General features: G+C 69.8%; 21 protein-coding genes, 1 tRNA gene and 1 riboswitch. Of the genes, 9 read left to right on the forward strand and 13 right to left on the reverse strand.

Annotated elements, in window-relative coordinates; genetic code table 11:
* From SACGLDRAFT_RS17465 to mfd, 3 genes are all read right to left on the reverse strand, one after another.
* Positions 1–969: a MazG family protein gene (locus tag SACGLDRAFT_RS17465; protein ID WP_005466235.1), complete on the reverse strand. Its 969-nt coding sequence runs from the start codon at positions 967–969 to the stop codon at positions 1–3.
* Positions 966–1,946 carry a hypothetical protein gene (locus tag SACGLDRAFT_RS17470; RefSeq protein WP_005466236.1) on the reverse strand — a complete coding sequence of 327 codons (981 nt, stop codon included), beginning with the start codon at positions 1,944–1,946 and terminating at the stop codon, positions 966–968. Before SACGLDRAFT_RS17470 ends, SACGLDRAFT_RS17465 begins: the two co-directional genes overlap by 4 nt.
* Before the next feature lie 66 nt (positions 1,947–2,012).
* Positions 2,013–5,612, reverse strand: a complete 3,600-nt coding sequence (gene mfd, locus SACGLDRAFT_RS17475; RefSeq protein WP_005466237.1) for a transcription-repair coupling factor — start codon at positions 5,610–5,612, stop codon at positions 2,013–2,015.
* A 129-nt stretch (positions 5,613–5,741) separates the two neighbouring features.
* Here mfd and SACGLDRAFT_RS17480 point away from each other — a divergent pair, with 129 nt between their 5' ends.
* On the forward strand, positions 5,742–6,959 hold the full coding sequence (locus SACGLDRAFT_RS17480) for a PQQ-dependent sugar dehydrogenase (protein WP_198283512.1): 1,218 nt from the start codon (positions 5,742–5,744) through the stop codon (positions 6,957–6,959).
* 4 nt (positions 6,960–6,963) lie between these two features.
* Here SACGLDRAFT_RS17480 and SACGLDRAFT_RS17485 read toward each other — a convergent pair whose 3' ends face one another.
* Together SACGLDRAFT_RS17485 and SACGLDRAFT_RS17490 are read right to left on the reverse strand one after the other, a co-directional pair.
* Positions 6,964–7,563, reverse strand: a complete 600-nt coding sequence (locus tag SACGLDRAFT_RS17485) for a TetR/AcrR family transcriptional regulator (RefSeq protein WP_040920127.1) — start codon at positions 7,561–7,563, stop codon at positions 6,964–6,966.
* 143 nt (positions 7,564–7,706) lie between these two features.
* Positions 7,707–8,660, reverse strand: coding sequence for an acyl-CoA desaturase (locus SACGLDRAFT_RS17490; RefSeq protein WP_040919235.1), 954 nt, complete (start codon positions 8,658–8,660; stop codon positions 7,707–7,709).
* 158 nt (positions 8,661–8,818) lie between these two features.
* On the opposite strand from SACGLDRAFT_RS17490, the gene SACGLDRAFT_RS17495 reads away from it, so the two are divergent.
* The 8 genes from SACGLDRAFT_RS17495 to SACGLDRAFT_RS17530 all read left to right on the forward strand — a co-directional run bounded on the left by SACGLDRAFT_RS17495 (position 8,819) and on the right by SACGLDRAFT_RS17530 (position 15,538).
* Positions 8,819–8,890 (forward strand) — tRNA-Gln (locus SACGLDRAFT_RS17495).
* Between the two features lie 96 nt (positions 8,891–8,986).
* Positions 8,987–10,711 (forward strand): GGDEF domain-containing protein, encoded by a 1,725-nt coding sequence (locus SACGLDRAFT_RS17500; protein WP_051036270.1) that lies wholly within the window; start codon positions 8,987–8,989, stop codon positions 10,709–10,711.
* A 43-nt stretch (positions 10,712–10,754) separates the two neighbouring features.
* The gene (gene glmU, locus SACGLDRAFT_RS17505) at positions 10,755–12,227 is read left to right on the forward strand and encodes a bifunctional UDP-N-acetylglucosamine diphosphorylase/glucosamine-1-phosphate N-acetyltransferase GlmU (RefSeq protein ID WP_005466245.1); all 1,473 of its coding nucleotides are present in this window, start codon (positions 10,755–10,757) and stop codon (positions 12,225–12,227) included.
* Positions 12,224–13,204 carry a ribose-phosphate diphosphokinase gene (locus SACGLDRAFT_RS17510; protein WP_005466246.1) on the forward strand — a complete coding sequence of 327 codons (981 nt, stop codon included), beginning with the start codon at positions 12,224–12,226 and terminating at the stop codon, positions 13,202–13,204. Before glmU ends, SACGLDRAFT_RS17510 begins: the two co-directional genes overlap by 4 nt.
* A gap of 285 nt (positions 13,205–13,489) precedes the next feature.
* On the forward strand, positions 13,490–14,131 hold the full coding sequence (locus tag SACGLDRAFT_RS17515) for a 50S ribosomal protein L25/general stress protein Ctc (protein ID WP_005466248.1): 642 nt from the start codon (positions 13,490–13,492) through the stop codon (positions 14,129–14,131).
* Positions 14,132–14,147: 16 nt separating this feature from the next.
* Positions 14,148–14,747, forward strand: coding sequence for an aminoacyl-tRNA hydrolase (gene pth, locus SACGLDRAFT_RS17520; RefSeq protein WP_005466250.1), 600 nt, complete (start codon positions 14,148–14,150; stop codon positions 14,745–14,747).
* 147 nt (positions 14,748–14,894) lie between these two features.
* A complete protein-coding gene (locus SACGLDRAFT_RS17525; RefSeq protein ID WP_005466252.1) occupies positions 14,895–15,194 on the forward strand; it encodes a DivIVA domain-containing protein in 300 nt (99 codons plus the stop codon).
* Positions 15,194–15,538 (forward strand): DivIVA domain-containing protein, encoded by a 345-nt coding sequence (locus SACGLDRAFT_RS17530; RefSeq protein WP_005466254.1) that lies wholly within the window; start codon positions 15,194–15,196, stop codon positions 15,536–15,538. The genes SACGLDRAFT_RS17525 and SACGLDRAFT_RS17530 overlap by 1 nt, the downstream gene beginning before the upstream one ends.
* 5 nt (positions 15,539–15,543) lie before the next feature.
* Here the strand turns inward: SACGLDRAFT_RS17530 and SACGLDRAFT_RS17535 are convergent, their stop codons facing one another.
* The 8 genes from SACGLDRAFT_RS17535 to metG all read right to left on the reverse strand — a co-directional run bounded on the left by SACGLDRAFT_RS17535 (position 15,544) and on the right by metG (position 26,549).
* A complete protein-coding gene (locus SACGLDRAFT_RS17535) occupies positions 15,544–17,226 on the reverse strand; it encodes a fatty acyl-AMP ligase (RefSeq protein WP_005466256.1) in 1,683 nt (560 codons plus the stop codon).
* A gap of 25 nt (positions 17,227–17,251) precedes the next feature.
* Positions 17,252–19,033 (reverse strand): ABC-F family ATP-binding cassette domain-containing protein, encoded by a 1,782-nt coding sequence (locus tag SACGLDRAFT_RS17540; protein WP_005466257.1) that lies wholly within the window; start codon positions 19,031–19,033, stop codon positions 17,252–17,254.
* A gap of 23 nt (positions 19,034–19,056) precedes the next feature.
* A complete protein-coding gene (locus SACGLDRAFT_RS17545) occupies positions 19,057–19,983 on the reverse strand; it encodes a 4-(cytidine 5'-diphospho)-2-C-methyl-D-erythritol kinase (RefSeq protein ID WP_005466258.1) in 927 nt (308 codons plus the stop codon).
* 36 nt (positions 19,984–20,019) lie between these two features.
* Positions 20,020–21,024 (reverse strand): methionine ABC transporter ATP-binding protein, encoded by a 1,005-nt coding sequence (locus SACGLDRAFT_RS17550; protein ID WP_005466259.1) that lies wholly within the window; start codon positions 21,022–21,024, stop codon positions 20,020–20,022.
* 195 nt (positions 21,025–21,219) lie between these two features.
* A riboswitch (SAM riboswitch) is annotated at positions 21,220–21,309 on the reverse strand.
* A 52-nt stretch (positions 21,310–21,361) separates the two neighbouring features.
* Positions 21,362–22,219 (reverse strand): 16S rRNA (adenine(1518)-N(6)/adenine(1519)-N(6))-dimethyltransferase RsmA, encoded by an 858-nt coding sequence (gene rsmA, locus SACGLDRAFT_RS17555; protein ID WP_005466260.1) that lies wholly within the window; start codon positions 22,217–22,219, stop codon positions 21,362–21,364.
* A gap of 43 nt (positions 22,220–22,262) precedes the next feature.
* A complete protein-coding gene (locus tag SACGLDRAFT_RS17560) occupies positions 22,263–23,678 on the reverse strand; it encodes a resuscitation-promoting factor (protein WP_198283513.1) in 1,416 nt (471 codons plus the stop codon).
* Positions 23,679–23,895: 217 nt separating this feature from the next.
* Positions 23,896–24,753, reverse strand: a complete 858-nt coding sequence (locus tag SACGLDRAFT_RS17565; RefSeq protein ID WP_005466262.1) for a TatD family hydrolase — start codon at positions 24,751–24,753, stop codon at positions 23,896–23,898.
* On the reverse strand, positions 24,750–26,549 hold the full coding sequence (gene metG, locus SACGLDRAFT_RS17570; protein ID WP_005466263.1) for a methionine--tRNA ligase: 1,800 nt from the start codon (positions 26,547–26,549) through the stop codon (positions 24,750–24,752). The genes SACGLDRAFT_RS17565 and metG overlap by 4 nt, the downstream gene beginning before the upstream one ends.
* Positions 26,550–26,657 lie beyond the last annotated feature (108 nt).

Here is a 26,657-nt window from a genome sequence, read left to right on the forward strand (position 1 = left end):
TCAGCCGCGCGGCCAGAACCGGCGCCAACCGTCGGCGTCGAGCGTGGCGGGGTCGACGCCGTGCTCCCGCGCGGCGCGCTCGGCGGCCCGGACCTTCGCCGCGAACTCCTTCGCCGTGGCGCGCAAGGCGCCCTCCGGGTCCACCCCCGCCCGCCGCGCCGCGGCGGCGATGCGGAACAGCTTCGCGCCCTCGTCGGAACCCGACGGAAACAGGTCGAACGGCAGCCCGCGCCGTCCGGTGCGTTGACCGAGTTTGCCCGCCAACGCCGTCGCGGGCTGGCCGAGGGGCACGCCGTCGATGACGGAGTCGCGTCGTTTCTCGACCTGCTTGAGCTGTTCCCAGCGTTGTTGCTGGTGTTCCGGGGTGTGCACCTGCTCGGCGCCGGTGAACACGTGAGGGTGGCGATTGACGAGCTTGGTGACGAGCCCGTCGGCGACCTCGTCGATGTCGAACGGGTCGGTGTCGTGCTCGGCGGCGACACGGGCGTGGAACAGCACCTGGAGCAACACGTCGCCGAGCTCCTCACGCATCGCCGTGCGGTCGCCCTCCTCGATCGCGTCGAGGAGCTCGTAGGTCTCCTCCACGAGGTACTGCAGCAGCGATTCGTGGGTCTGCGCGGCGTCCCAGGGGCAGCCGCCCGGAGAACGCAGCCGGTCCATGACCTCGGCGGCCCGCACGAGTGGAGGCACGGGCGCCTCGACGACCGTCGCTCCCCGCCGAATGAGTTCGGCCGCTCCCGGTTCGTCCGTGCTCGTGGCCACCAGCACGACCCGGGAAAGGCGCGCGAGTTCGTCGGGGTGCGGCGCCGCCTTGGCGTCGAGTGCCACCCGAGTCTCCTCGGGCAGGTCCGCCGCCGCGTAGACCGCCTCGGCCGTTCTCAACGCGGGCCACGCCGCGGCGGGCAGGGTGCCGGGCATGGCGGGCGACACCAGCACGACCGTGGCCGTCGCGGTCCCAAACGAGGTCATGGCTGCACAGTACGGGACTCCCACTGGTAGCCGACCACCTCGTCCTCACTCGGTGCCGGGGCGAGGGCCACGCTGTCCCAGACACCGAAACGCGGATTGACCTCCACGCCGAGTTCGTCGGCGATCGGCTGGAGCTGCCGCAGGCCCACCCAGTACAGCAGCCGGGAGTCGATCGGCTCGGCGGAGGGCTGCCCGGTCCCCTCCTCCACCGTGCGCTCCTTGATGAGGGCCACCAGCCAACCCACCTGCTGCTGGCTGGGCTGAAGCACGACGACGGACCCCTCCCGCGCGCCGAACACGGCGCTGATCGCGAGCTCCGGGTCCTGAGTCAACGCCTCCGACAGCGACAGGCGCTGGTCGATCACCTCGTGGCCGGATTCCCGCACGATCTCCTCGACGTTGCCGGGGTCGGCCGCGATGCGCCTGCCCAGCTCGCGCGCGGCCTCGGAGTCGGTGAGCTCGACGCTCGACTCGGTGATCTTCGCGCCGACGAAGTGGACGGTCACGCGGTCCCGGTACGCCTCGCCGAGTTCCTGGAGCAACACCTGGTCGCGCGCCACCGTGCGCACCCGCGAGGGCTCCACGGCGATGTCCTTGGCCGCGGCCTCCAGACCACCGCTGCGCTCGATGAGCGTGTCCACCTCCGTCTCGTCGACCCGCAGGTTCTCCCGCCGTTCGGCGACCGTGAGCAGCTCGTGCACGATCCTGCCGCGCACGACCTCCCGGCTGATCCGATCGACCCTGCGCTGCTGCTGGGCCTCCTGGGCCAGCGGCGAGTGGTCGAGCAGCCACTGGATCTCGGACTGCACGTCGTCGAGCGCGATCGTGCGCTCGCCGACGACGGCGGCGACGTTCACCGTGCTCGGGCCCGAACCGCACGCGGTGAGCACGAACGCGGTCACGAGGGTCAGGACGAGGCCGAAGGAACGCCGCAACGGGTGGGAGCGGCCGGAGGGGCGACGGATGGTCCGAATCACAGCGCGTACTTTCTCACACACCCCATGCGTCACCGCAAGACCACGTGACACTCGTGTGTCCGCGTATCACGCCCCGACGGCGGTGGGCTGCTTCGTCAGCGACCGGACGAACGTGGTGCACCAGTCGAGCAGGGCCTCGTCGCGCAACACCGGGGCGCCGATGCGACCGCCCGCCGGGCCCTCGGTGGGCCGGGGCACCGACACCGTGTTCGTGACGGCCTTGAACACCGCCTTCGGATACAGCCGCTTCAGCCGCACCTGTTGCGAGTCCGCCAGCTTCATCGGCGCGAACCGGATGTTGTTGCCCTGCACCGTGACCTCGGTGACCCCCGCCTCGCGACACACCTGCCGGAACGCGGCCACCGCGAGCAACCGCTCCACCGGCGCGGGCAGTCGTCCGTAGCGGTCGAGCAGTTCCTCCCGCACCGCGTCGAGCTCGGTGGCGTCCGCCGCCGCCGCGATCTTGCGGTAGGCCTCCAGCCGCAACCGCTCGCCCGGCACGTAGTCGTGGGGGATGTGCGCGTCCACCGGCAGGTCCACCCGCACCTCCGTCGGGGTGGGCTCCTCCTCGACGGCACCCGCGCCCGCGTGCTTGCGGAACACGTCCACCGCCTCGCCCACGAGCCGCACGTAGAGGTCGAACCCGACACCCGCGATGTGGCCGGACTGCTCGGCGCCGAGGATGTTGCCCGCGCCACGGATCTCCAGGTCCTTCATCGCCACCGCCATGCCGGCGCCCAGCTCGGTGTTCTGGGCGATGGTGGCGAGTCGGTCGTGCGCGGTCTCGGTCAACGGCTTGTCCGGCGGGTACAGGAAGTACGCGTAGCCGCGCTCGCGGCCCCGGCCGACCCGGCCCCGCAGCTGGTGCAGCTGCGCAAGCCCCAGCAGGTCGCCCCGCTCCACGATCAACGTGTTCGCGTTCGAGATGTCCAATCCGGTCTCGACGATCGTGGTGCACACGAGGACGTCGTACTCGCGCTCCCAGAAGCCCTGGATGATCTGTTCGAGACGGTGTTCGTTCATCTGGCCGTGCGCGGTCACCACGCGCGCCTCCGGCACGAGCTCCCGGATGTGGCGGGCCGCCTTCTCGATGGACGACACCTTGTTGTGGACGTAGAACACCTGGCCGTCGCGCAGCAGTTCCCTGCGGATGGCCGCCGCCACCTGCTTGTCGTCGTACGCGCCGACGTAGGTGAGGATCGGGTGCCGGTCCTCGGGCGGGGTGAGGATGGTGGACATCTCGCGGATGCCCGCCATGCTCATCTCCAGCGTGCGCGGGATCGGGGTCGCCGACATCGTCAGCACGTCGACGTGGGTGCGCAGCGCCTTGATGTGCTCCTTGTGCTCGACACCGAACCGCTGCTCCTCGTCGACGATCACCAGGCCCAGGTCCTTGTACCGCACCCCGGACTGCAACAGCCGGTGCGTACCGATGACGATGTCCACCTCACCGTCGGCGAGACCGTTCAACACCTGCTCGGCCTCGTTCGGGTCGGTGAACCGCGACAACCCCTTGATGGTCACGGGGAACGATCGCATGCGCTCGGAGAACGTCGCCAGGTGCTGCTGGGCGAGCAGCGTGGTGGGCACGAGCACGACGACCTGTTTGCCGTCCTGCACGGCCTTGAACGCCGCCCGCACGGCGATCTCAGTCTTGCCGTAGCCGACGTCACCGCAGATCACCCGGTCCATGGGCACCGGGCGCTCCATGTCCCGTTTGACCTCTTCGATGGCGGCGAGCTGGTCGGCGGTCTCGGTGAAGGGGAAGGCGTCCTCCAGCTCCCGTTGCCACGGCGTGTCCGGGCCGAACGCGTGGCCGGGCGCGGCCTGCCGGGCCGCGTAGAGCTGCACGAGCTCGGCGGCGATCTCCTTGACCGCCTTGCGGGCCTTGGCCTTGGTCTTCTTCCAGTCGGAGCCACCGAGCTTGTTCAGCGTGGGCAGCTCGCCACCGACGTAGCGCGACACCTCGTCGAGCTGGTCCGTCGGCACGAACAGTCGGTCGCCGGGATGCCCCCGCTTCGACGGCGCGTACTCCAGCACGAGGTACTCGCGGGTGGCTCCGCCCACCGTGCGCCGCACCATCTCGACGAACCGGCCGATGCCGTGCTGCTCGTGCACCACGTAGTCGCCCGCCTTCAGGGCGAGCGGGTCGACGGCGTTGCGCCGCCGCGACGGCATCTTGGTGTTCAGGTCCACTCGCGCCCGCCCGGCCGTGGCGCCCCGGCCGGTGATGTCCGCCTCGCTCAGCACGACGAGCGCGCTGCCCGGAACGACGAACCCGTCGGTGACACCGCCACAGGTCACCGTCACCACGCCCGGCTTCGGCTCGCCGGTCAGGCCGTCGGCCGCCAACGTCGCGGGTACCTCGGCCTCGGAGAGCTGCTCGACGGCGCGTTTCGCCGTGCCCGACCCCGCGACCACCACCACGGCGGCTCCGCCCGAGGCCGTGTGGGCACGCAGGTCGGTGGCCACCCGGTCGAGTTCCCCTCGGTACGCGGGCGCGGCCTCGATGGCCACGTGGTGGGCGTCGTGCTCACTCGTGAGCTGCGACAGCGTCCACCAGCACCGCTTGGTGTCCGTGGCGTGCGACCGGACCTCGTCGAGGTCGCGGTAGGCGGAAGCGCCGAGATCGATCGGCGTCCCGCCGCCGTCGGCCGCGCTCATCCACGACGCCTCCAGGAACTCCTGACCGGTGCGCACGAGATCGGCGGCCCTGGCGCGGATCTTCTCCGGGTCGGCGAGCACGACGTGCGTGCCCTCCGGCATGGCGTCGGTGAGGAGCTGGAGCTCGCCCTCGCACAGCACGGGGATGAGCGCCTCCATGCCCTCGCACGGGACGCCGTCGGCGAGCTTGCCGAGCATCTCGGCGAGCTGGGTGTTCGACGCGTGCTCGCGGGCCAGTTCGGCCGCTCGCGCCTTGACCTGTGGGGTCAGCAGGATCTCCCGACACGGCGGCGCGATCACCTCGGAGACCTCGCCCGGCAGCGACCGCTGGTCGGACACCGCGAAGGCACGAATCTCACTGACCTCGTCACCCCAGAACTCGATGCGGTGGGGATGCTCCGCGGTCGGACCGAACACGTCGAGGATCCCGCCGCGCACGGCGAACTCGCCGCGCTTTTCCACCATGTCGACACGGGTGTAGGCCAACTCGACGAGCCGCTGGAGCACCTCCTCGAAGTCGTTCTCCTCCCCCACCCGGAGTTCGACCGGGTGCAGGTCGCCGAGGCCGGGGGCCATGGGTTGGATCAGGCTGCGCACCGTGGCCACCACCACTCGCAGGCCACCGTGGTCCGGGCTCGCGAGTCGGCGGAGCACCTCCAGCCGCTTGCCCACCGTGTCGGCCCTCGGGGACAGCCGCTCGTGCGGCAACGTCTCCCAAGAGGGAAAGTCGGCGACCGCCTCCGCACCGAGCAGGCTGACGAGCGCGGCGGTCAGCTCGTCGGCCTGCCGCCCGGTCGGGGTGATGGCCAGGACGGGACGGTTCGCGCCCTGCTCGGCGGCCAGCGCGGCCACCACCACCTGATGCACGGCACCGGGGCCGTCGAGATCAAGGAGTGGGGCATCCGCGCGTTCCACGACGCCACGCACGGCGGGGTCGGACAGCAGGGTGGACACCAGCCCGGAGAGCGATCCGGACGACGAGCCTTTGGGCGATTCGGTCACGGACGTGTTCTTCCCCTCGACACGAGACAGACCCCTGCCCGAGGTGATGGGGACATGGGGCTTTCGTCTTTCCAGGGTACGGGTCTCGTTCGGGCGGCGATCGAACGCGCACCGGGGCAGACTGGCTCCATGCGTGTCCCCGTCCTCCGCCTCACCTGCCTCGTTCTGCTCACCGTCGCGGGCACGGCCCTCGCGGCCTGCGGAGTCGACCCCCGAAGCGACGCGTCGGGGGACCACACCACCTCGCGGGCGGCCCCGGACGGAATGACGTTGCGGGTGGAGCCGGTCGCCGAGGGGCTCGAACACCCGTGGGACGTCGGTTTCCTGCCCGACGGCGCCCTGTTGGTCACCGAACGCCCCGGTCGGCTCACGGTGGTCGACGATGCGGGCACCCACGCCGTGGAGGCCGATCTGTCCTCGGTGTACGCGAGGGGCGAGGGCGGGCTGATGGGGCTGGCCGTGCACCCCGATTTCGCCTCGTCCCGGCTGTTCACCACCTGCCAGACCCATCAGCGCGACGGCAAGGCCGTCGACGTGCGCCTGGTCACGTGGCGGCTGTCGGAGGACCGCCGCAGCGCCACCCACGTGCGGGACCTCGTCACCGGCCTGCCGATCAACGACAGCGGCAGGCACTCCGGTTGCCGCCCCACGTTCGGCGCCGACGGCAGTCTGCTGGTCGGCACGGGCGACGCCGCCGACGACCCCACGGTCCCGCAGGACCGCACCAGCCTCGGCGGCAAGGTGCTGCGCGTCGACCCGAGCACCGGCCGGGGGCTGCCCGACAACCCGTTCGCGAACTCCCGTGACGCCGACGAACGCCGCGTCTACACCTACGGCCACCGCAACGTGCAGGGTGTGGCCGTGCGTCCCGGCACGGGGGTGGTCTACACGACGGAGCACGGTCCCACCGGGTTCGATGAGGTCAACCGCATCCGCCCCGGCCACAACTACGGTTGGGACCCCTCGCGTGGCGGCTCCAACACCACGGACTACGACGAGGACGTCCCGATGACCGACCTCCAGCGGTTCCCGGACGCGGTACCCCCTTTGTGGACGTCCGGCGAGTCGGCCACGGAGGCGCCGTCCGGGGCCGCGTTCGTCTCGGGCTCGCAGTGGGGACGGCTGAACGGGGCACTCGCGGTGGTGGCGCTGCGCGGGCAGAAGTTGTTGTTGTTCCTCCTCGACGACGCGGGCGAGCGCGTGACCGAGGTGGTGCTGCCTGCGGAGTTCGACGACCGGTTCGGCCGGCTACGAGGGGTGCGCTCGGCTCCCGACGGCGCCCTGTACGTCACGACGTCGGACGGCGAGAACGACGCCGTGCTGAAGGTGACGCCGCAGCGACACTAGGTCGTCAGGAGCGTTTGAGGCGCAGCTTGGGCTTGTGTTCGAGGTGGGACAGCCCGTTCCAGGCCAGGTTCACCAGGTGCGCCGCCACCTCGTCGCGCTTGGGTTTGCGCGCGTCGAGCCACCACTGTCCCGTGAGTGCCACCATGCCGACCAGCGCCTGCGCGTACAGCGGCGCGAGCTTGTCGTCGTAGCCGCGCCGGTCGAACTCGTGTGCCAGGACGTATTCCACCTGGCTGGCGATGTCGTTGAGCAGGGTGGAGAACGTGCCCGTGGAACTTGCCACCGGCGAGTCGCGCACGAGGATGCGGAACCCGTCGTGGCAGTCCTCGACGTACTCCAGCAGCGCGACCGCGGCCTGCTCCAGCAGCTCCCTGGGATGTCCCCCGTGCAGCGTGCTGATCATGCGGTCCAGCAGCACGCGGGTCTCGCGGTCGACCACGACGGCGTAGATGCCTTCCTTGCCGCCGAAGTGCTCGTACACCACGGGCTTCGACACGTTGGCCCGGTGGGCGATCTCCTCCACCGACGTCCCGTCGAACCCTTTTTCCGCGAAAAGCGACCGTGCCACGTCGAGCAGCTGTTGTCTGCGCTCGGCGCCGGTCATACGAACACGGGTCGCCGGGCGGTTCAACTCCGACCCGGTGACCATTTCCCGTTTCGCTCGTCGTCGCGCGGCCACCGGAGCAGCCTAGCCCGGCGACCGCGAGACGTTCCCACGAGGACGGGCCCCCTCCCCGAAGGAGGGGACTACTTGCCCTCGACCGCGAGCTTCTGGAGCCGAGCGGGGGTCGGCCAGCGCACGTTGTACGCCCAGCCGAACTTCTCGAAGAGCCAGATCAGCCGCGCCGAGATGTCGATCTGACCGCGCTTGACGCCGTGCCTGGCCGAGGTCGGGTCGGCGTGGTGCAGGTTGTGCCACGACTCACCGAAGGAGAAGATCGCGAGCGGCCAGAAGTTGGCCGACCGGTCGCGGGCGGCGAACGGCCGTTCGCCGATCATGTGACAGATCGAGTTCACCGACCAGGTCACGTGGTGCAGCACGCACACTCGCACGAGTCCCGCCCAGAAGAACGCCGTCACGGCGCCCCACCACGACCAGGTGATGAGTCCGCCGAGCAGGGCGGGCAGCGCGAAGGTCAGCAGCGTCCACAGCCAGAACAGCTTGTCGACGCGCACGATGGCCTTGTCCTTGAGCAGGTCGGGCGCGAACCGGTGGGCGTTGCTGCGGTCCCGCTCGAACAACCAGCCCATGTGGGCGTGCCAGAAACCCTTCGCGATGGCCCACGGCGAGGTGCCGAACAGCCACGGCGAGTGCGGGTCGCCCTCCTTGTCGGAAAACGCGTGGTGCCGCCGGTGGTCGGCGACCCACGTGATGACCGGCCCCTGCAGGGCCATGCTGCCCGCGATGGCCATGATCACCCGCAGCCACGGCTTGGCCTTGAAGGAACCGTGGGTGAAGTGGCGGTGGAACGCCACGGTGACCCCCAGTCCCGTGAAGACGTAGAAGAAGACGAACAGTCCGACGTCGACCCACGTCAGGCCCCATCCCCAGGCGAAGGGGACGGCGGCCGCGAGGGCGACCAACGGTGCGATGACACCGAAGTAGACCGCGAACTGCACGCCTGTGGTGCGCTTGCCGTCGAGTAGCGGTTTGGGGCCTCTCGCGGGCTTCGCCGCGGAGTCGTTGAGAGTGGCCGTCATACGCTTCACTTCTTTCCACGAGGTCGGCAAGGTCACCCTTACCTACGTTGCCGTAAGTTACGGTACAGGAGGTTTCCGCGTATAGGGAGAGGTGGAACGATCGCCTAGGCCCCACGGTGAGTACCCGATTTCGCACTGGCTATCCTGACCAGGCGCAATCCGCCGTAGTGTAATTGGCAGCACTTCAGATTTTGGTTCTGACAGTCCAGGTTCGAGTCCTGGCGGCGGAGCGGAGGTACTCCTGACGTGCCAGGAGACGCCTGAACGGGGTGGGGCGGCTGCACGGGGGCAACGTGGACGACGAGCGGCATCCGGCGTTGGGTGACATGTCCGATGCCTGGGTGTTGGGTCGCGCTCGCGAACTCATCGCCGCCGTCCAGCGCACGGACCCCGCCGAACAGCTCCGCGTCACCGCAACCCTCGACGAACTGCTCGAGGAGACCCGTCGCCGCGGAGAACCCACCCTGGTCGCCCACCTGCTCCGAGCGGCGGGGCTCGCCCGCCTCGTGACCCGCGACGCGGACTCGGCGGAGCCGCTGCTCGACGAGATGCTCACGCACACCCGCCGGCACGGACTCTCCCTCCTGCGCGCCGACGCGCACGCCCTGCGGGGCAGACTGCTGGTCCTGAGGGAGCAGGAGGACGCCGCGCTCACCGAGATCGCGCGCGCCCTGGCATTGCTCGACGACATGCCCACGCCCGAGGCGCACTTCGGCAGACGCGCGTGGGACCGGATGCTGGCGTCCGCGCTCAACGACTGCTGGATCGTGTTGAACCAGCTCGGCGTGTACGAGGCGGCGGAGGAGGTCATCACCCGCGCCCACCAGGCCATCCGGGACAGCGCCGGCCCACACGAGATCACGCTGCAGTTGATGAACCGCGTGAAGATGCTGCTGGGCTGGGGGCTGCGTCTGGAACGCGTCGGCCGCACCGAGGAGGCGGGCGAGAAGTTCCGTACGGCGGCGTCCATGACGATGGCCGTGGAGGCGTCGTTCGCCGAGTCGTTGTTCCCGCGCAAGCCCGGCGTGCCCGCGGTGGAACAGGTGGGCATCCTGGCCGCGGCACTGGCGCTGGCGGCCCCGGCCGCGGCACACGTCGACCGCCTCCACAAACTCTCCAACGAGACGGGCTATCCGCACGAGCGGTTACTGGTGACCATCGCCCTCGCCCGCTGCCTGGTGGCCGACGACCGCAAGGCCGAAGCGATGCAGACGTTGCTCCGGGCCCGCGACACCGAGGCCGAGGACACGTCGCAGCCGTCGATGCGACTGAACCTTCTCCGGGAACTCACCACGCTCAGCGACGAGATCGCCGGTGAGAAGGAGCGGCGGGACGAGACCACCGCACCGGACGAGGACCCCATGCGGCTGCTCCGCGACTACGCCACGGCGCTGGAGGACGAGCTGTGGTCCATGCGCGAGTCCCAGATAGCCACGCTCAACACCCGCAGGGAGCACGAGCGCCTGTCGGCGGAACACGGCGCGATCACGCAGCAGGCCATGCAGGACCCGCTCACCGGCCTGCCCAACCGGCGGGCACTCGACGAACGGCTGCGTGCCCTCGCCAGCTCGACCTCCTCCGAGCCGCTGTCGGTGGCACTGGTGGACCTCGACGGATTCAAGGACGTCAACGACCAGCACTCGCACGCCGAGGGCGACGCGGTGCTGCGGATGGTGGCGAGCACCCTGCGTGACGCGTTACGCGCCGACGACATCGTGGCGCGCTACGGCGGCGACGAGTTCGTCATCCTGCTTCCCAAAGCGCCGATGCCCGCGGCGACCCAGGCGTTGACGCGAGCGGTGAAGGCCGTGGCGTCGCTGCCCCGACACCTCTCCCACGGCGTCACGCTGTCGGTGGGACAGGTGTGCCTGCGCGCGCAGGAGAGCGCCGAGGAGGTGTTGTCGCGCGCCGACGCCGCGATGTACCAGGCGAAGCGCCGCGGCGGCAACCAGATCGCGTCGAGCCCGTCGGGCGAGGACGGCCCCTTCCGACGTGGCGTCACCCACTCACAGGGGACCGACCCCACGGCGCACTCGAAGGACCACCCGTAGGATCGTGGGCCGTCGGACATCCCTTTCATTTGCGAGGAGCGCCGTGACCGGCCCGCTGAGCACCGTCATTCTCGCCGCGGGTGAGGGCACCCGCATGAGGTCCAAGCTCCCGAAGGTCCTGCACCCGATCGCGGGCCGGCCGCTGGTCGAGCACGCGGTCCGCGCGGCGACCGGACTCGATCCCGACCGGCTCGTCGTGGTCGTGGGGCACGGCAGGGAGGCGGTCACCGATCACCTCGCCCGGCTGGAAACCGTGCTGGGCAGGCCGGTGACGAGCGTCGTGCAGGAAAGCCGGAAGGGCACCGGACACGCCGTGTCGTGCGCGTTCGACGCGCTGCCGTCCACGACGGCGGGCACCGTCCTGGTCACCTACGGCGACGTTCCCCTGCTGGACACCGACACCCTGGCGGCCCTGCTCGCCGAACACCGGAAGCAGGGCAACGCGGTCACGGTGCTGACCGCGGTCGTGGACGACCCGACCGGTTACGGACGAATCGTGCGGGACGACTCGGGCAAGGTGGTCGGCATCGTGGAGCACAAGGACGCCGCCCCCGAGCAACTGGCGATCACCGAGATCAACTCGGGTGTCTATGCCTTCGACACGGCCGTGCTCGTGGACGCGCTGTCGCGGATCTCCGCGGACAACGCGCAGGGCGAGCTGTACCTCACCGACGTGCTCGGCATCGCGCACGGCGACGGTCGCGACGTCGGCGCGTTCCGGGTGGACGACCCGTGGCTCACCGAGGGGGTCAACGACCGGGTGCAGCTCTCGACGCTCGGCGCGGAGCTGAACCGGCGGATCGTGCGGCGCTGGCAGCGTGCCGGGGTCACGATCGTCGACCCGGCCACCACATGGCTCGACGCGGACGTCGAACTCGCTCCCGACGTGGTGCTGAGGCCCAACGTGCAGCTCCACGGCCGCACCACCGTCGGCGAGGGCGCGGAGATCGGCCCCGACACGACGCTGACCGACGTCACCGTGGGACCCCGCGCCAAGGTCGTACGCACCCACGGCAACGGCGCGATCCTCGGGGAGGGCGCGGAGGTGGGGCCGTTCGCCTACCTGCGCCCCGGCACGAAACTCGGCGAGAGCGGCAAGATCGGCACCTTCGTCGAGACCAAGAAGGCCGACATCGGCCGCGGTACCAAGGTGCCGCACCTCACGTACGTCGGTGACGCGACCATCGGCGAGTACAGCAACATCGGCGCGTCCAGCGTGTTCGTCAACTACGACGGGGTCGAGAAGCACCGCACCGTGGTGGGCTCGTACGTGCGCACCGGCTCGGACACGATGTTCGTCGCGCCGGTCACGGTGGGGGACGGCGCCTACAGTGGTGCTGGAACGGTGATTCGTCGCAACGTTCCGCCCGGTGCGCTCGCGGTGTCGGGGGCACCGCAACGCAACATCGAAGGCTGGGTGGTCAGGCGTAGGCCCGGCACACCCGCGGCGGAGGCAGCGGAGAAGGCGCTCGCCGCACAGCAGGAAACCGAAACCGACGGGAAGTCGCCAGAATGAGCCCGAAATCCGGCACGCCGAAGAAGAACCTGATGCTCTTCGCCGGCCGTTCGCACGTCGAACTCGCCGAAGAGGTCGCGAAGCACCTCAACGTGACGATCACCCCGCAGACACTGCACAGTTTCGCCAACGGCGAGATCTACGTCCGCTTCCAGGAGTCCGTCCGCGGCACGGACGCGTTCGTCCTCCAGAGCTTCTCCCCGCCGATCAACGAGTGGATCATGGAGCAGCTCATCATGGTGGACGCGCTCAAGCGCGGCAGCGCCAAGCGCATCACCGCGATCGTGCCGTTCTACCCGTACTCGCGGCAGGACAAGAAGCACAAGGGACGCGAGCCGATCTCGGCGCGGCTCATCGCCGACCTGTTCAAGACCGCGGGCGCCGACCGCATCCTGACGGTCGACCTGCACACGGCACAGATCCAGGGCTTCTTCGACGGGCCGGTGGATCACCTGCACGGCCAGAACGTGCTCGCGAAGTACATCAACGACAACTACGGCGACGAGGACATCGCCGTCGTCTCGCCGGACTCGGGTCGCGTGCGCCTGGCCGAGAAGTGGGCGCAGCAGCTCGGCGACCGACCGATCGCCTTCATCCACAAGACGCGCGACCCCGACAAGCCCAACCAGGCCGTGGCCAACCGGGTCGTCGGTGACGTCAAGGGCAAGTTGTGCGTGTTGATCGACGACATGATCGACACGGGCGGCACCATCACGAAGGCCGCCGACGCGCTCAAGGACGCGGGTGCCGGGGACGTCGTGATCGCCTCCACGCACGGCATCCTGTCCGACCCGGCCACCGAACGGCTCTCCAAGGCTCCGGTCAGGGAGGTCGTCGTCACCAACACTCTCCCCATCCCCGAGGAGAAGCGCTTCCCGAAGCTCACGGTGTTGTCGATCGCGCCGCTGCTCGCCCGCGCCATCCAGGAGGTCTTCGAGGACGGCTCCGTGACGAGCCTCTTCGACGGCAGCGCGTGAGCCGACCCGACACCGGCGTCACTTTCCCGAAGGCCACCGTCCTCCCGGCGGTGGCCTTCGGGCTTTTCGCCCACGGTCGGTAACCGCCGGGTGCTGTGAATGGGTGGAAAACGGGTGGCCTAAACTGTAGCGGTTGTCTCGGCGAGGTGGGTGCCACGAGACGTCGTCGGCGCCCGACGTGATCGACGCGGCGGCTTCGAGGCCCTCGTACGCGCACGTCTGTGGACTCGCCGCCGGACAGCCGACAAGCAACGATCTCGATTCCACCACAAGGAGTGCATCCCCGTGTCCGAGGTACGTCTGACGGTCGAACCACGCACCGAGTTCGGCAAGGGCGCCGCGCGCCGCACCCGTCGCGCGGGCAAGATTCCCGCGGTGCTCTACGGCCACGGCGTTGACCCGCGGCACCTGGCACTGCCTGCCATCGAGTTCGCCCGCGTGATCCGCGAGAACGGCCAGAACGCGGTCATCACGCTGGACATCAAGGGCTCCGACGGCGCTGAGGCCACGCAGCAGCTCGCGCTCACCAAGACCGTGACCGTGCACCCGCTCAAGAACTACATCGAGCACGTCGACCTCCTCGTCGTCCAGCGCGGCGAGAAGGTGACCGTCGACATCCCGGTCGTTCTCACCGGACAGGCCGGCCCCGGCACCCTGGTGACGCAGGAGCTGGACACCGTCCAGGTCGAGGCCGAGGCGACGCACCTGCCGGAGCAGCTCGAGGTGTCGATCGACGGCGCCGAGGCCGGCACGCAGATCACCGCCTCCCAGGTCTCGCTGCCGAAGGACGCGACCCTGGTGACCGACCCCGAGGCCATCGTCGTCGTCGTGGCCGAGTCTCCGAGCGAGGCCGCCATGGAGGCCACGGTGGACGCCGAGGGTGCCGGCGTGGTCGAGGACAAGCCCGCGGCTTCCGAGGGCGAGTGAGCCTTCCCGCGAGGACATGACCGTGACGCACGATCTGCCGGGGGCCGGCGAGCAGGTGCTGCTCGTCGGCCTCGGCAATCCCGGACCGCGTTACGCGGGCAACCGACACAACGTCGGCTTCCTCGTCCTGGACGAGATCGCCGACCGCATCGGCGGCCGGTTCAAGGCGCACAAGGGTGGCGCCGAGGTGTGCGAAGGTCGGCTCGCGGGTCGCCGGGTCGTGCTCGCCAAGCCCCGGTCGTTCATGAACCTCTCGGGCGGCCCCGTCTCGGGCACGGCGCGCTTCTTCAAGATCGGCCCCGAGGGCATCGTGGTGATCCACGACGAGCTGGACCTGCCGTACGGGGCGATCCGGCTGAAGTTCGGCGGCGGCGCGGGAGGCCATAACGGACTCCGCTCCATCACCAAGTCCCTCGGCACCCAGGACTACTTCCGCGTCCGCTTCGGCATCGACCGGCCGCCGGGCCGCATGGACCCGGCCGATTACGTTCTCAAGGACTTCTCCACCCCCGAGCGGCGGGAACTGGCGTTGAACATCGGCCTTTGCGCCGACGCGGTCGAGACCCTGATCGACAAGGGACTGACCGCCGCGCAGAACGCGTTCCACGGCCGCTGATCAAGAGTCCACAACGGACTTCGCGTCACCCCGTCGGGTGTTCACCACCACCCGACGGGGTCATACTCCGTTCAGTCAGGTTTCCGGGCCTACTCCCCGTGGCTAGGCCGTTGCGCACAGCGACGACTTCGAGCCGAGAGAGGTCCTATGCCGTTCACCGCAGACGACGTTCACGAGATCCAGTTCGACAACGCGCCGTTCGGCCGCCGCGGTTACTCCAAAACGGAGGTCGACTCCTTCGTCCACCGCATCGCGGAGACGCTGGCGGGCCGGGACGACGTCACCGCCGCCGAGGTGCACCACGTCCAGTTCGGACGGCCGCTGTTGGGTCGGCGCGGATACGACGAACAGCAGGTGGACGAGTTCCTCGACGAGGTGGAACGGCAACTTGCCGCCGAGAGCGAGCTGCGGCGATCCACCACCGCGGTGGAGGTTCACGACCGCTGATGAACATCACCGCAGAGGACGTCGACAAAGCCTGGTTCCCGCCCGCGCCGTGGGGCACCCGCGGCTACAACCGCATGCAGGTCGACGCGTTCCTCAGCCGCGTCGCGGCCACTTTGGAGGGCCACGACAACGTGACGGCGGAGGACGTGCACAAGGTCGCCTTCACCCTGTGTCCACTCACCCGTCGCATGGTGGGCTACGACCCCGCCGCGGTCGACTCGTTCTTGCGGCTGGTGGAGGCGACACTCGCGGCTCGGGAATCAGCCGCGATGTCGACCCCCTACCTCGCCACCGCCATCGACCACAGTCACGCCCGAGTGCCCCTGTGGCGCAAGCTGGTGTGAGGACGTCAGGCCCGTGAGTCGATGAGCTCCCGGTACTGCGTCGCGGTGGCCGCGCGCTTCACCTTGCCCGACGGCGTCTTGGGCAGGCTTCCCTTCGGCAGCACCACGACCGAGTAGGGACGCGCGTCCACGGCGTCGCGGACCCGCGCCGCGACCTCCTTCGCCAGCCGGTGCTCGGCGTCGGCATCACCAGCCACAGTGGACTCCAACACGACGGCGAACCGCTCACGGCGCGTTCCCGCGTCGATGCGCACCGCCACGGCGTTGCCCGCCCTGACTCCGTCGACGGAGCCCGCGGCCCGTTCGATGTCGGTGGGGTACACGTTGCGGCCACCGAGGATGATGACGTCCTTCTTCCTGCCGCAGATGACGATCTGACCGTCCACGAGGTACCCGACGTCGCCGGTGGGGAACCAGCCGTCGGCGTCCCGTGTGTCGAGCGGACCGTCCACGGTGAGGTACCCCGGTGACATCGCCTCACCACGGAGCTGGATCTCGCCGACCTCACGTTCGGCGCGTACCTCGCCGTCCTCGCCGACGATCCGGACCTCCAGGCCAGCCAACGGACGACCGAGCACGGCGAACCGCCGCACCTCGTCGGTGTCGTAGCGGGGGTCGTCCGCGGGCACGGCCACGGCCCGGTTCTCGGCCTCCAGCGGCCCCGCCTCGACGACGTCCACGGTGAGACCGGTGAACAGCGGCGCGAACGACACCGCGAGCGTGGCCTCGGCGAGACCGTACGCGGGGAACACACACTCGGCCGGCATGCCGAACCGCTTGCCCGCGTCGGTGAACGTGCGAACGGCGGTGGGATCGATGGGCTCGGCGCCGTTGAGCGCGATGCGCAGCTTCGACAAGTCGTAGGCGTTGTCGTCGTCGACCTTGGCAAGCCTGCGGCCCACGATGGCGTACGCGAAGTTCGGCGCCGCCGTGGTGGTTCCCCCGTACTTGCTGATCAGCTCCGGCCACACGAGCGGACCGCTGAGGAAGTCCATCGGGGTGATCTTGACGAGTTCCACGCCGAACGTCATGGGAACGGTCAGGAACCCGACCATGCCCATGTCGTGGAACAGCGGGAGCCACGACACCATGACGTCGGTGTCGAAGTCGAACTCCGCGCGCTCCACCATCGCGGTGATGTTGGAGAACAGGTTGCCGTGGGTGATCTTCACGGCCTTCGGGTCCGCCGTGGACCCACTGGTGAGCTGCAGGAGCGCCAGCGAGTCCTCCCCCGTGGGGACGGGCTCGGCCAGCGGCTCGGCCTTGAGCAGGTCGCCGATCGAACGGTAGGCGATGCCGTGCTGGTCGAGGACGGCGGCAAGACCGTCGAACGGCTCGCCGAGCGCCACCAGGGACGAGCCGATCATCCGCAGCACACGAAGCGTGTCCTCGGCCCACTTCTCCAGGTCGGTGCGCGCGGTGGGCTGGTGCAGCATCGTGACGCTGCCGCCCGCGAGCCACACCCCCTGCACCGTCGGCGCGATGAGCTCGGGAGCGCCGGCCAACACCGCCACGGCACCGCCGGGTTCGAGTCCCGCACCGACGAGGCCGCCGGCGATACGGCGAGCACGCTGGTGCACCTCGAACCATGTTCTGCGCACGGGCTCTCGGGGTTCTCCGGTGACCATCCCGCGCTCTCGCCCACCCGCGTGCGCGGTGGTGACCATCGTGTCCACGAACCGACTCATGAGTAAACTTTAACCTCGCTCACTTTCACTCCAGCGCCTCGGATGTCTCCAGCCAGCGCTGTTCGAGTTCTTCCTTCTCCGCGAGCACGGCCTTGAGTTCGCCGTTCAACTCCATGAGTCGCTCGGGATCGGTCGCCGCCGCGGCCAGCGCCTCGTGCAACCGCGCCTCGCGCTCCTGTACCGCGTCCAGCTTTCGTTCCAATTTGGCCAGTTCCTTCGTCGCGGCACGCCACTCGGCCGCGCTCAGCTTCGGCTCCGCGGCGGGCTCGGCCTTCGCCGGCTTCCCGGTGTCGCGGGCGTCGCGTTTACGGGCGCGTTCGGCCCTGGTCTCCAGGTACTCGTCGATCCCGCCGGGAAGGTGCGTGACCCGGCCGTCGCCGAACAGGGCCACGACGCTGTCGCACACGCGCTCGACGAGATAACGGTCGTGCGACACCACGACGAGCGTGCCCGGCCACGAGTCGAGCAGGTCCTCCAGTTGCTGAAGGGTGTCGATGTCGAGGTCGTTGGTGGGCTCGTCGAGCAGCAGCACGTTGGGTTCGGCCATGAGCAGTCGCACGAGCTGCAACCGGCGTCGCTCACCACCGGAGAGGTCCTCGACGGGCGTCCACTGTCGGGCCCGACCGAACCCGAGCCGCTCGGCGAGCTGGGAGGCGGACAATTCGTGCTTGCCCAGCGTGACCCTGGAGGCGACCTTCTCGACGGCTTCGAGCACCCTCAGCTCACCCGGCAGGTCGTCGAGCTCCTGCTTCAGGTGGGCCAGGCGCACCGTCTTGCCCTCGATCCGCCTGCCCGCCTCCGGGGCGGCCTGTCCGGCCAGCAACCGCAACAGCGTGGTCTTGCCCGACCCGTTCACGCCGACGACGCCGATCCGGTCGCCGGGGCCGATCCGCCAGGTGACGTTGTCGAGCACCGTGTGCTCCCCCGCCTTGAGCGTGACGTCCTCCAGCTCCAGGACGGTCTTGCCCAGTCGGCGCTTGGCGAACGTCATCAGCTCCACCGAGTCCCTCGGCTCGGGCACCCCCGAGATCAGGGCCTCGGCGGCCTCGATGCGATACCGCGGTTTGGACGTCCGGGCCCTGGCGCCGCGTTGCAGCCACGCGAGTTCCTTGCGGGCGAGGTTGCGGCGCTTCTCCTCGGCCGCCGCGGCGAGACGGGCTCGCTCGGCGCGAGCGAAGACCCAGTCCGCGTACCCGCCCTCGTACTGCTCCACCTTCCCGTCGACGACCTCCCAGGTCCGACCGCAGACGGTGTCCAGGAACCACCGGTCGTGGGTGACGACCACGAGAGCGGTCTTGCGGGCCAGCAGGTGGTCGGCCAGCCAGCGCACCCCCTCGACGTCGAGGTGGTTGGTGGGCTCGTCGAGCACCACGAGGTCGAGTTCGGCCACGAGCGCCGCGGCCAGCGCGACCCGGCGACGTTCCCCACCGGACAGCGAGTCCGTGGGGGTGTCGAGACCGATGGCGGAGATGCCGAGTCCGTCCACGATCGAACGCACCCTGGCGTCGGAGGCCCATTCGTGCTCGGCGGCGTAGTCGGCCAGCACCACCCCACCGACCGTGCTGCCCTCGGCCAGCTCGGTGCGCTGCGTCACGACCCTCATCCGCAGGTCGCGGGCGCGGCTCACCCGGCCCGAGTCGGGCGGGCTGATCCCGGCCAGCACTTCCAGCAGGGTGGTCTTGCCGCCACCGTTGAGCCCGACGACGCCGATTCGCTCCCCCTCCCCGACGCCGAGGGACACGGCGTCGAGCAGCATCCGCTCACCGTAGGACTTGCTGACCGCTTCGAGGTTGACCAGATTGGCCATCCGCCTGTTACGTCCTTCCGTCGTCACTCGTCGCACACACGGGCGCCCGGTACGGGCCCGTGTGCCACGCGCACCGTGCGACACACCCCCGCACCCGCGAGTTCGGCGGCCACCTTCAGCGCCGAGTCGCCGTCGGTGCACAGGAACGCGCACGTCGGCCCGGAGCCGGACACCACGCCCGCGAGCGCGCCCGCGGTGACCCCGGCACGCAACGTCCGGCGCAGCCCCGGCCGCAGCGACACGGCCGCCGCCTGGAGGTCGTTGCCGAGTAGGAGCGCGAGGCGCCGGGGATCCCCGGAGGCCAGCGCCTCCAGCAACGCCTCCGGCGAGCCGATCCTCGGCGGGTCGCCCACCTCGCGAAGCCGGTCGAGCTCCCCGTAGACCTTCGGGGTCGACAGACCGCGCTGGTCGAACGCGAGCACCCAGTGGAAGGTGTGCCGCGACAGCACCGGCACGAGCTGCTCGCCCCGGCCGGTGCCCAGGGCGGTACCGCCGTACAGGGCGAACGGCACGTCGCTGCCGAGGGTGGCGGCCACCTCCGCCAGCTCGTCGCGGTGCAGGTCGAGGTTCCACAGCGTGGAGCACGCGAGCAGCGCGGCGGCGGCGTCGGCACTACCACCAGCCATGCCGCCGGCCACGGGAATGCCCTTGCGGATCACCACGCGCACCCGGTTCGCCTCGTCCGGTTTGCCGACGTGCTCGGCCAGGGCGCGAACCGCGCGCATCGCCAGGTTGCTGTCGTCGGTGGGAACCAGCTTGGCTCCCTCGCCGGAGACCTCGATCCCGGCGTCGGGGGTCGAAAACACCGTGACCTCGTCGGTCAACGACAGCGCGTGGAACACGGTCGTGAGGTCGTGGTAACCGTCGTCGCGCACATCACCGACCGACAGATGCAGATTGATCTTCGAGGGCACCCGTACGGTCACGGGCGGCGGTACGACGGCAAGCACGCCCACCAGCCTACTTGGCCGTTCGGAACCCCCGGTTCAGGCGGCGACGTCGCGCAGGCCGTACATCGGCGTGCTGACGTACGCGCCGCGTTCGGCGATCCACGCCAACGCGGCGTCAATCCGCTGGCCCGCCACTCCCAGGCGGAAGCGGGCCACCGGGGTGTCGCCGAGCCTGGTCAGGCCGCCGCCGATGGTGGTGAAGTCGACCTCGAAGCGGGCCGCGGCCTCGGGCAGCAGAGCGCCCACCGCGGCGAAGCCGACGAGCACGACGTCCACGGCACGGTCGTAGGAGGACAGGTGCGCCCTCGGCGTGTCGACGCTGGGCAGCAGGGCCTCCGCGATCGGGCTTCCGGGCTTGCCGACGAGACTCAGCAGCGCACCGGACTCGACGACCTTGCCGCGGTCGAGCAAGGCGACCTCGTCGCAGACCCGCCGGGCGATGTCGGCGTCGCGGGAGGTGACGACGACGGTGGCGCCCAGTTCGGCCCTGGCGCGGTCGAGGACGGACAGCACCGCGGCGGTCTCCTCCCCGGCGACGCCGTCGGTGGGGTCGTCGGCCAGCAGCACGGACGGCGCCGTGGCCAGGGCCCTCGCGATGGCCACGCGACGCTGCTGCCCCGGCGTGAGCTCCGACGGCAGCCGCGCGCCCGCCCGCGAGAGCCCGATGACGTCGAGCAGCGTGCCGACCCGGTTGCGCCTGCGGTCGGGCGCAACGCCCATCCGCTCCAGCGGGGCGGCGATGTTGCCCGCGACGGTGCGCTCGGGCCGCAGTCCGGAGTCCACGACCGCGACCTGCCGCTGCGCTCCCCACAGCTTGCGGCCCACGAGCCTGCCGGTGTCCATGCCGTCGTAGCGCACGGTGCCCCGGTCGGGCCGCTCCCGCAGCGCCACACAGCGCGCCAGCGTCGTCTTGCCGGCCCGCGCGGGGCCGACGATGCCGAAGAGCGAGCCCGCGCTCACGGCAAGGTTGACATCGCGCAGTGCCACCACGCGGGAGTCGGCGGAGGCGAACGACTTGCTGACGTTCTCGACAGTGATCACCACAGCTCCAGGCAGCTTGAAAGCGGGCGTCCGCGTGGGACGTCCGAAAGTAGACAGACGGCTAGGGAACCGACGTTGGTCGAAAGGGATAAGGCGCTCAGCGGGAAACGGTGTGGCTACAACAAGCACACACCGTGCGGCGGCCTTGATCGACGACTCGACGCTGCGTCAGGAGCGGCGTGCGATACACAGAATCCTCCATCGGTCCTGGCGTTAGCACCTTCCCCGTCGGGGCGGTTGCTGCGACGTCACTGAGCCAGGTCTCTCGGTCGCTCGGGATGGATGCCCTCACAGTACAGCGGACGCCTCACGCGATGACAAGCATGACGGGGAGAGATCACACTGTCGCCGCAGCGCGGGCGAGTTCGGCGAACATCCCGACCGTGAGTCGCTCACCACGGGTGGCCGGGTCGACACCCGCGCGAGTAAGGATCTCGGCGGCCCGGTCGGCCGACCCCGCCCACGGGGCCAGCGCGGCGCGCAGTGTCTTGCGGCGCTGCGCGAAGGCGGCGTCGACGAGTTCGAACACGGTGTCGCGGGAAACGCCTTCCGGCGGCTCCGTCCGCTCGAAGGCGACCAGCGACGAGTCGACGTTCGGCACCGGCCAGAACACCGACCTGGGGACCGCCGCGACCTTACGGGCCCGCCCGTACCACGCGAGTTTCACGCTGGGCACGCCGTAGACGCGGCTACCGGGCCCCGCGGCCATGCGATCGGCCACCTCGGTCTGGACCATGACGAGCGCGCGACGCAACGACGGCAGCTCGGCGAGCAGGTGCAGCACGACGGGGACGGCCACGTTGTACGGCAGATTCGCCACCAACGCCGTGGGCTTGGCGGGCAGCTCGTCCGCCCGCAGCCGCAGGGCGTCGCGTTCGAGCACGGTGAACCGTTCGACGGCCTCGGGCGCGTGCTCGGCGATCGTGGTGGGCAACTTCGCGGCCAGCACGGGATCGATCTCCACCGCCAGCACGCGCGCACCGGCGTGCAACAAGCCGAGGGTGAGGGAGCCCAGACCGGGGCCGACCTCCACCACGGGCTCGCCCGGTTCCACCTCGGCCAGGTGCACGATGCGGCGCACGGTGTTGGCGTCGTGCACGAAGTTCTGGCTGAGCTTCTTCGTCGGCCGCAGTCCCAGCGCGGCGGCCAACCGACGGATCTCGGAAGCTCCCAGCAGGCCCGGTGTCTCGGTCACCGGGCCAGCCTAAAGTCCTCTCCGGACGACGGGACCACGGGCTTTACTTCGGCAGGCCGAGCTGCGACGAGCAGTGCGGCCAGGCGCCGTAGCCACCTCGGGAGTCCCGCACCCGTTCCGCGATGTCGATCTGCTGCTCGCGCGTGGCCTGGTGCGGGTAGGCCGCGTACTCCGTACCGCCGTAGGCGTCCCAGGTCTGCTTGTTGAACTGCAGCCCGCCGTAGTAGCCGTTGCCGGTGTTGGCGGCCCAGTTCCCGCTCGCCTCGCACTGCGCGAGCGCGTCCCACACGGCGGTGTTGCCGATCTCCGGGACGGTCACCTTGGTGCCGACGCGGACGACCCTCTTCTCCGCCTTCTTGACGACCTTGCTGGACAGCTCCTCGCTGTCGATGACCTTGCCGTTCTTCTTCGTCACGCGGTAGGTGACGAGCTTCTCGCCCGGCTTGCCCTCTTCCTCGACGACCTCCTTGCCCTTCTCAAGGGTGTCGTCGTAGACGATCTCGACCTCGGGCTCGATGGTCTCGGTCTTCTCCACCACCGTGACGCCGGTGCGGCTGACGTGCACCTCGGCGCCGTCGGTGAGCTTGAAGTCGGCGCCCTCCTCGATCTTGTCCTGCTTGCCGAGGTCGAGGCCCAACTCGGCGAGCAGTTCCGCGGCGGTCACGGCGTTCGTGGTGATCTCGCGGGGCTTCTCACCGCCGTCGTAGAGCGTGACGGTCTTCTCGGTCTTGATCTCCAGACGCATGCCCTCGAGGGGCACCTCGCCCGACAGCGGGGCGGAGAACCACGTGCCGCCGGTGTTCAGGTGGTCCAGTCCGAGCTGGGTCAGCGCCTCGCGAACCGTGGTGGCCCGGACCCAAGACTCACGGGACTCGCCGTCGACCACGAGGGTGAGCTGGCGGCCGCGTTCGAGCTTGATGACCCCGCCGTCGCCGACCGGCGCCTGCGGGGACGGTGAGAGGGCGTCGTGGGCACCGACGGTGATGCCGGCGTCCTCCAGCACCTCGCCGACGGTGTCGCCGTAGCTGCGAATGGTCTGCTTCTCACCGTCGACGTCGACCGTGACGCTTTTGTTCATCGCGAGCGCCGCGGCACCGCCGCCGGTGAGGGTGATCATGACCGCGAGGACGGTGCCCCGCAGGAACCGCTTCTTCCACGTCTTGACCGCGCCGACGAAACCGTCCTCGCCCTCGGAGTCGGTCGACTCCTGTCCCTGCTGCTCGTTCTCCGACGGCAGCTCGATGGGCGGGAGCATGGTGGTCTCGGCGTTGATGAGCCTGATGAGCTCGTCGACGTCGACGCCGGCCTCCGCCATGAGGGCTTCGGCGTCGGGGCCGAGGGCGGTCAGCACGTCGTGGGGTGTGACTTCCGGCTCGGGCGAGAAGTCGAGGTTCTCGGCTTCGCTCGGCCAGTCGAGCAGGGCCGTGGAGGCAGCCTTATGCCCGTCTCTATCAGTCACAGGGTCGATCCCTTCACGTAAGTACACCGACTCCCGCAGCCAGCGCCGCCTCCTCGCGCCCCGCAGGACGCGTTCCCCGACGTACACCGACGTGACTGTGGGCCCAGCGGAGTGGTGACCCGTAGCTCACGGTCGGTTCACCACCCAGCACGGTCACGGGACCATAACGAGTGCCGGGGGGTTGCGCAAATACCCCCGGCCCAACTCGTGATCTTCCTCACGACACGCTCGGTAAACTCGCAGGTCCATCCGAGTGAGGGACTCGGAGACTGAACACCCTTTCCGCGTTACGTCGCGCAGCGTCGGCCACGGCCTCCACCGGTTGGTTCCGCAACTCGGCGAGCCCCCTCACCGTGTAGGCCGCGCAGTAGGGTTCGTTGGGCCGCCCCCGGAACGGATGCGGTGTCAGGAACGGGGCATCGGTCTCGACCAACAGCTGCTCGTCGGGTACCAGCCGGGCCGCCTCCTGCAGGGCCTTGGCGTTGCGGAAGGTCACCGTGCCCGCGAACGACAACACGTATCCCGCGTCGACACACCGCCTCGCCACGTCGGCGTCCCCCGAGAAACAGTGGAAGACCACCGTCCGGGGAGCTCCCTCGGACTCCAGGATCGCCAGCACGTCGTCGTGAGCCTCGCGGTCGTGGATCATCAACGGCTTGTCCACGCGTTTGGCGAGCTCGATGTGCCAGCGAAACGCCTCCCGCTGCGCCTCGGGCGGCGAGTAGTCCCAGTAGTAGTCCAACCCCGTCTCACCCACGGCGACCACGCGCTCGGCCGCCGCGAGCCGCTCCAGTTCGGCCTTCTGCTCGTCGGTGAAGTCCTTCGTGCGGGTGGGGTGCAGGGCGACGGCGCCGTAGAGCCGGTCGTCCCACGCCACCGCCTCGGCGACCCAGCGCGCCGAGGCGAGGTCGTCGGCGACGGTGACGGCGGCGACGATCCCGGCAGCCGAAGCCCGGTCGAGCGCCGCCCGCACCTGTTCGGGCGTGGTCGCACCGCACGCGTCGAGATGGGTGTGCGAGTCGACCGCCGGCACCGGGAGCCTCTCCGGTACCGGCGGCGGTTCCCGACGACTCATTCGGCCACCTTGATCGGAGCCCACTCCGGCCCCGTCTCGGACAACTTCGGGTCGACCTTGGCGAACAACGGGGTCGGCTTGGCCAACGGCCTGCCCACCTCGATCGGCGTGGACTCCCAGCGGGCCTGCTCGGCGCCGTAGTCACCGGTGAGGATCGGATTCACCCGGTCGGGCAGATCGAGATCGGCGACCTCCTTCAGCTCCGGCTGCGCCGCCCACACGCCGGTGCCGCCCAGCGCCTCGTGCACCTTCTGGGCCGCGTGCGGCAGGAACGGCGTCAGCAGCGTGTTGGCGTCCGACACCACCTGCAGGGCCGTGTGCAACACCGTGTCCCGACGCTCCGGGTCGTCCTTCAGCTTCCACGGCTGCTGCTCGGACAGGTACTTGTTGGCCGCCGACACCACGCGCATGGCCTCCTGGACCGCCTGCCGGAAGCGCGACCGGCTCAGGTGCGCGCCCACCGTGTCGAACGCCGCGCGCGCCTGCGCCTTGAGGTCCTCGTCCGCCCGGGTCGGGGTGTTCGGCCTCGGAATCCCGCCGTTGTTCTTGTGCGCCATCGAGATCGCGCGGTTGACGAGGTTGCCCCATTCGTTGGCGAGCTCGAAGTTGATCCGGCGGGTGAACTCGTCCCACGTGAAGTCGGTGTCCTGCGTCTCCGGGCCCGCGACGGCGATGAAGTACCGCAGCGTGTCGGGACCGAACTCCCGCAGGAAGTCGTGCACGTAGATCACCGTGCCGCGGGAGGTGGAGAACTTCGAGCCGCTCATCGTGAGGAACTCGCTGGAGACGATCTCGTCGGGCAACCGCAGCTTCCCGTACGGGCCCGGCTCACCGCCCTTGTCCCCCTCGCCGTTGTGGCCGAGCAGCAGCGCGGGCCAGATCTGGGCGTGGAACGTGATGTTGTCCTTGCCCATGAAGTAGTAGCTGCGGGCGTCGGGGTTGTTCCACCACTCCTGCCACGCGTCCGGGTTGCCGGACCGGCGGGCCCACTCGACGCTCGCGGAGAAGTAACCGATCACCGCGTCGAACCAGACGTAGAACCGCTTGAGCGGCTGGTCGCGCCAGCCGTCGAGCGGGATGCGCACGCCCCAGTCGAGGTCGCGGGTGATGGGACGGGGCCGCATGTCGTCGACGAGGTTGCGGGTGAAGTTGAGGACATTGGGCCGCCAGTCGGTCTTGGTGGCCAGCCACTTGCCCAGCGTCTCGGTGAACGCGGGCAGGTCCAGGAAGAGGTGTTCGGTCTCGACGAACTTCGGCTTCTCGCCGTTGATGCGCGAGCGCGGGTTGCGCAGCTCGGCGGCGTCGAGCTGGTTGCCGCAGTTGTCGCACTGGTCGCCGCGCGCGCCGTCGTAGCCGCAGATGGGGCACGTGCCCTCGATGTAGCGGTCGGGCAGGGTGCGGCCCGTGGACGGGCTGATGGCGCCCGTCGTGGTCTTGGGGATGACGTAGCCGTTGCGGTGCAGCGCGAGGAAGATCTGCTGCGTGACCTCGGCGTGGTTGCCGGTGCTGGTGCGCGTGAAGAGGTCGTAGGACAACCCGAGGCCGCGCAGGTCCTCGGTGATCTGACGGGTGTACTTGTCGGCGGCCTGCTGCGGGGTCAGCCCCTCCTTGTCGGCCTGCACCTGGATCGGGGTGCCGTGTTCGTCGGTACCCGACACCATGAGCACCTTGTTACCGGCCATTCGCTGGTAGCGGGAGAAGACGTCGGAGGGGACGCCGAAGCCGGACACGTGGCCGATGTGGCGGGGGCCGTTGGCATAGGGCCAGGCCACCGCGGTCAACACTGGGGTGCTCATACCTGATTAGCCTACGGACCGCCTCCGACTTATCGTGCGCGAGGGACACGTAGGAAAGTGGGGTCTCGCCCCGGTTCACCGGTGAAAGACTCGCCCGCGGTGCGGGGT

Origin of the sequence: Saccharomonospora glauca K62 (assembly GCF_000243395.2) — a bacterium.
Lineage (GTDB): Bacteria > Actinomycetota > Actinomycetes > Mycobacteriales > Pseudonocardiaceae > Saccharomonospora > Saccharomonospora glauca.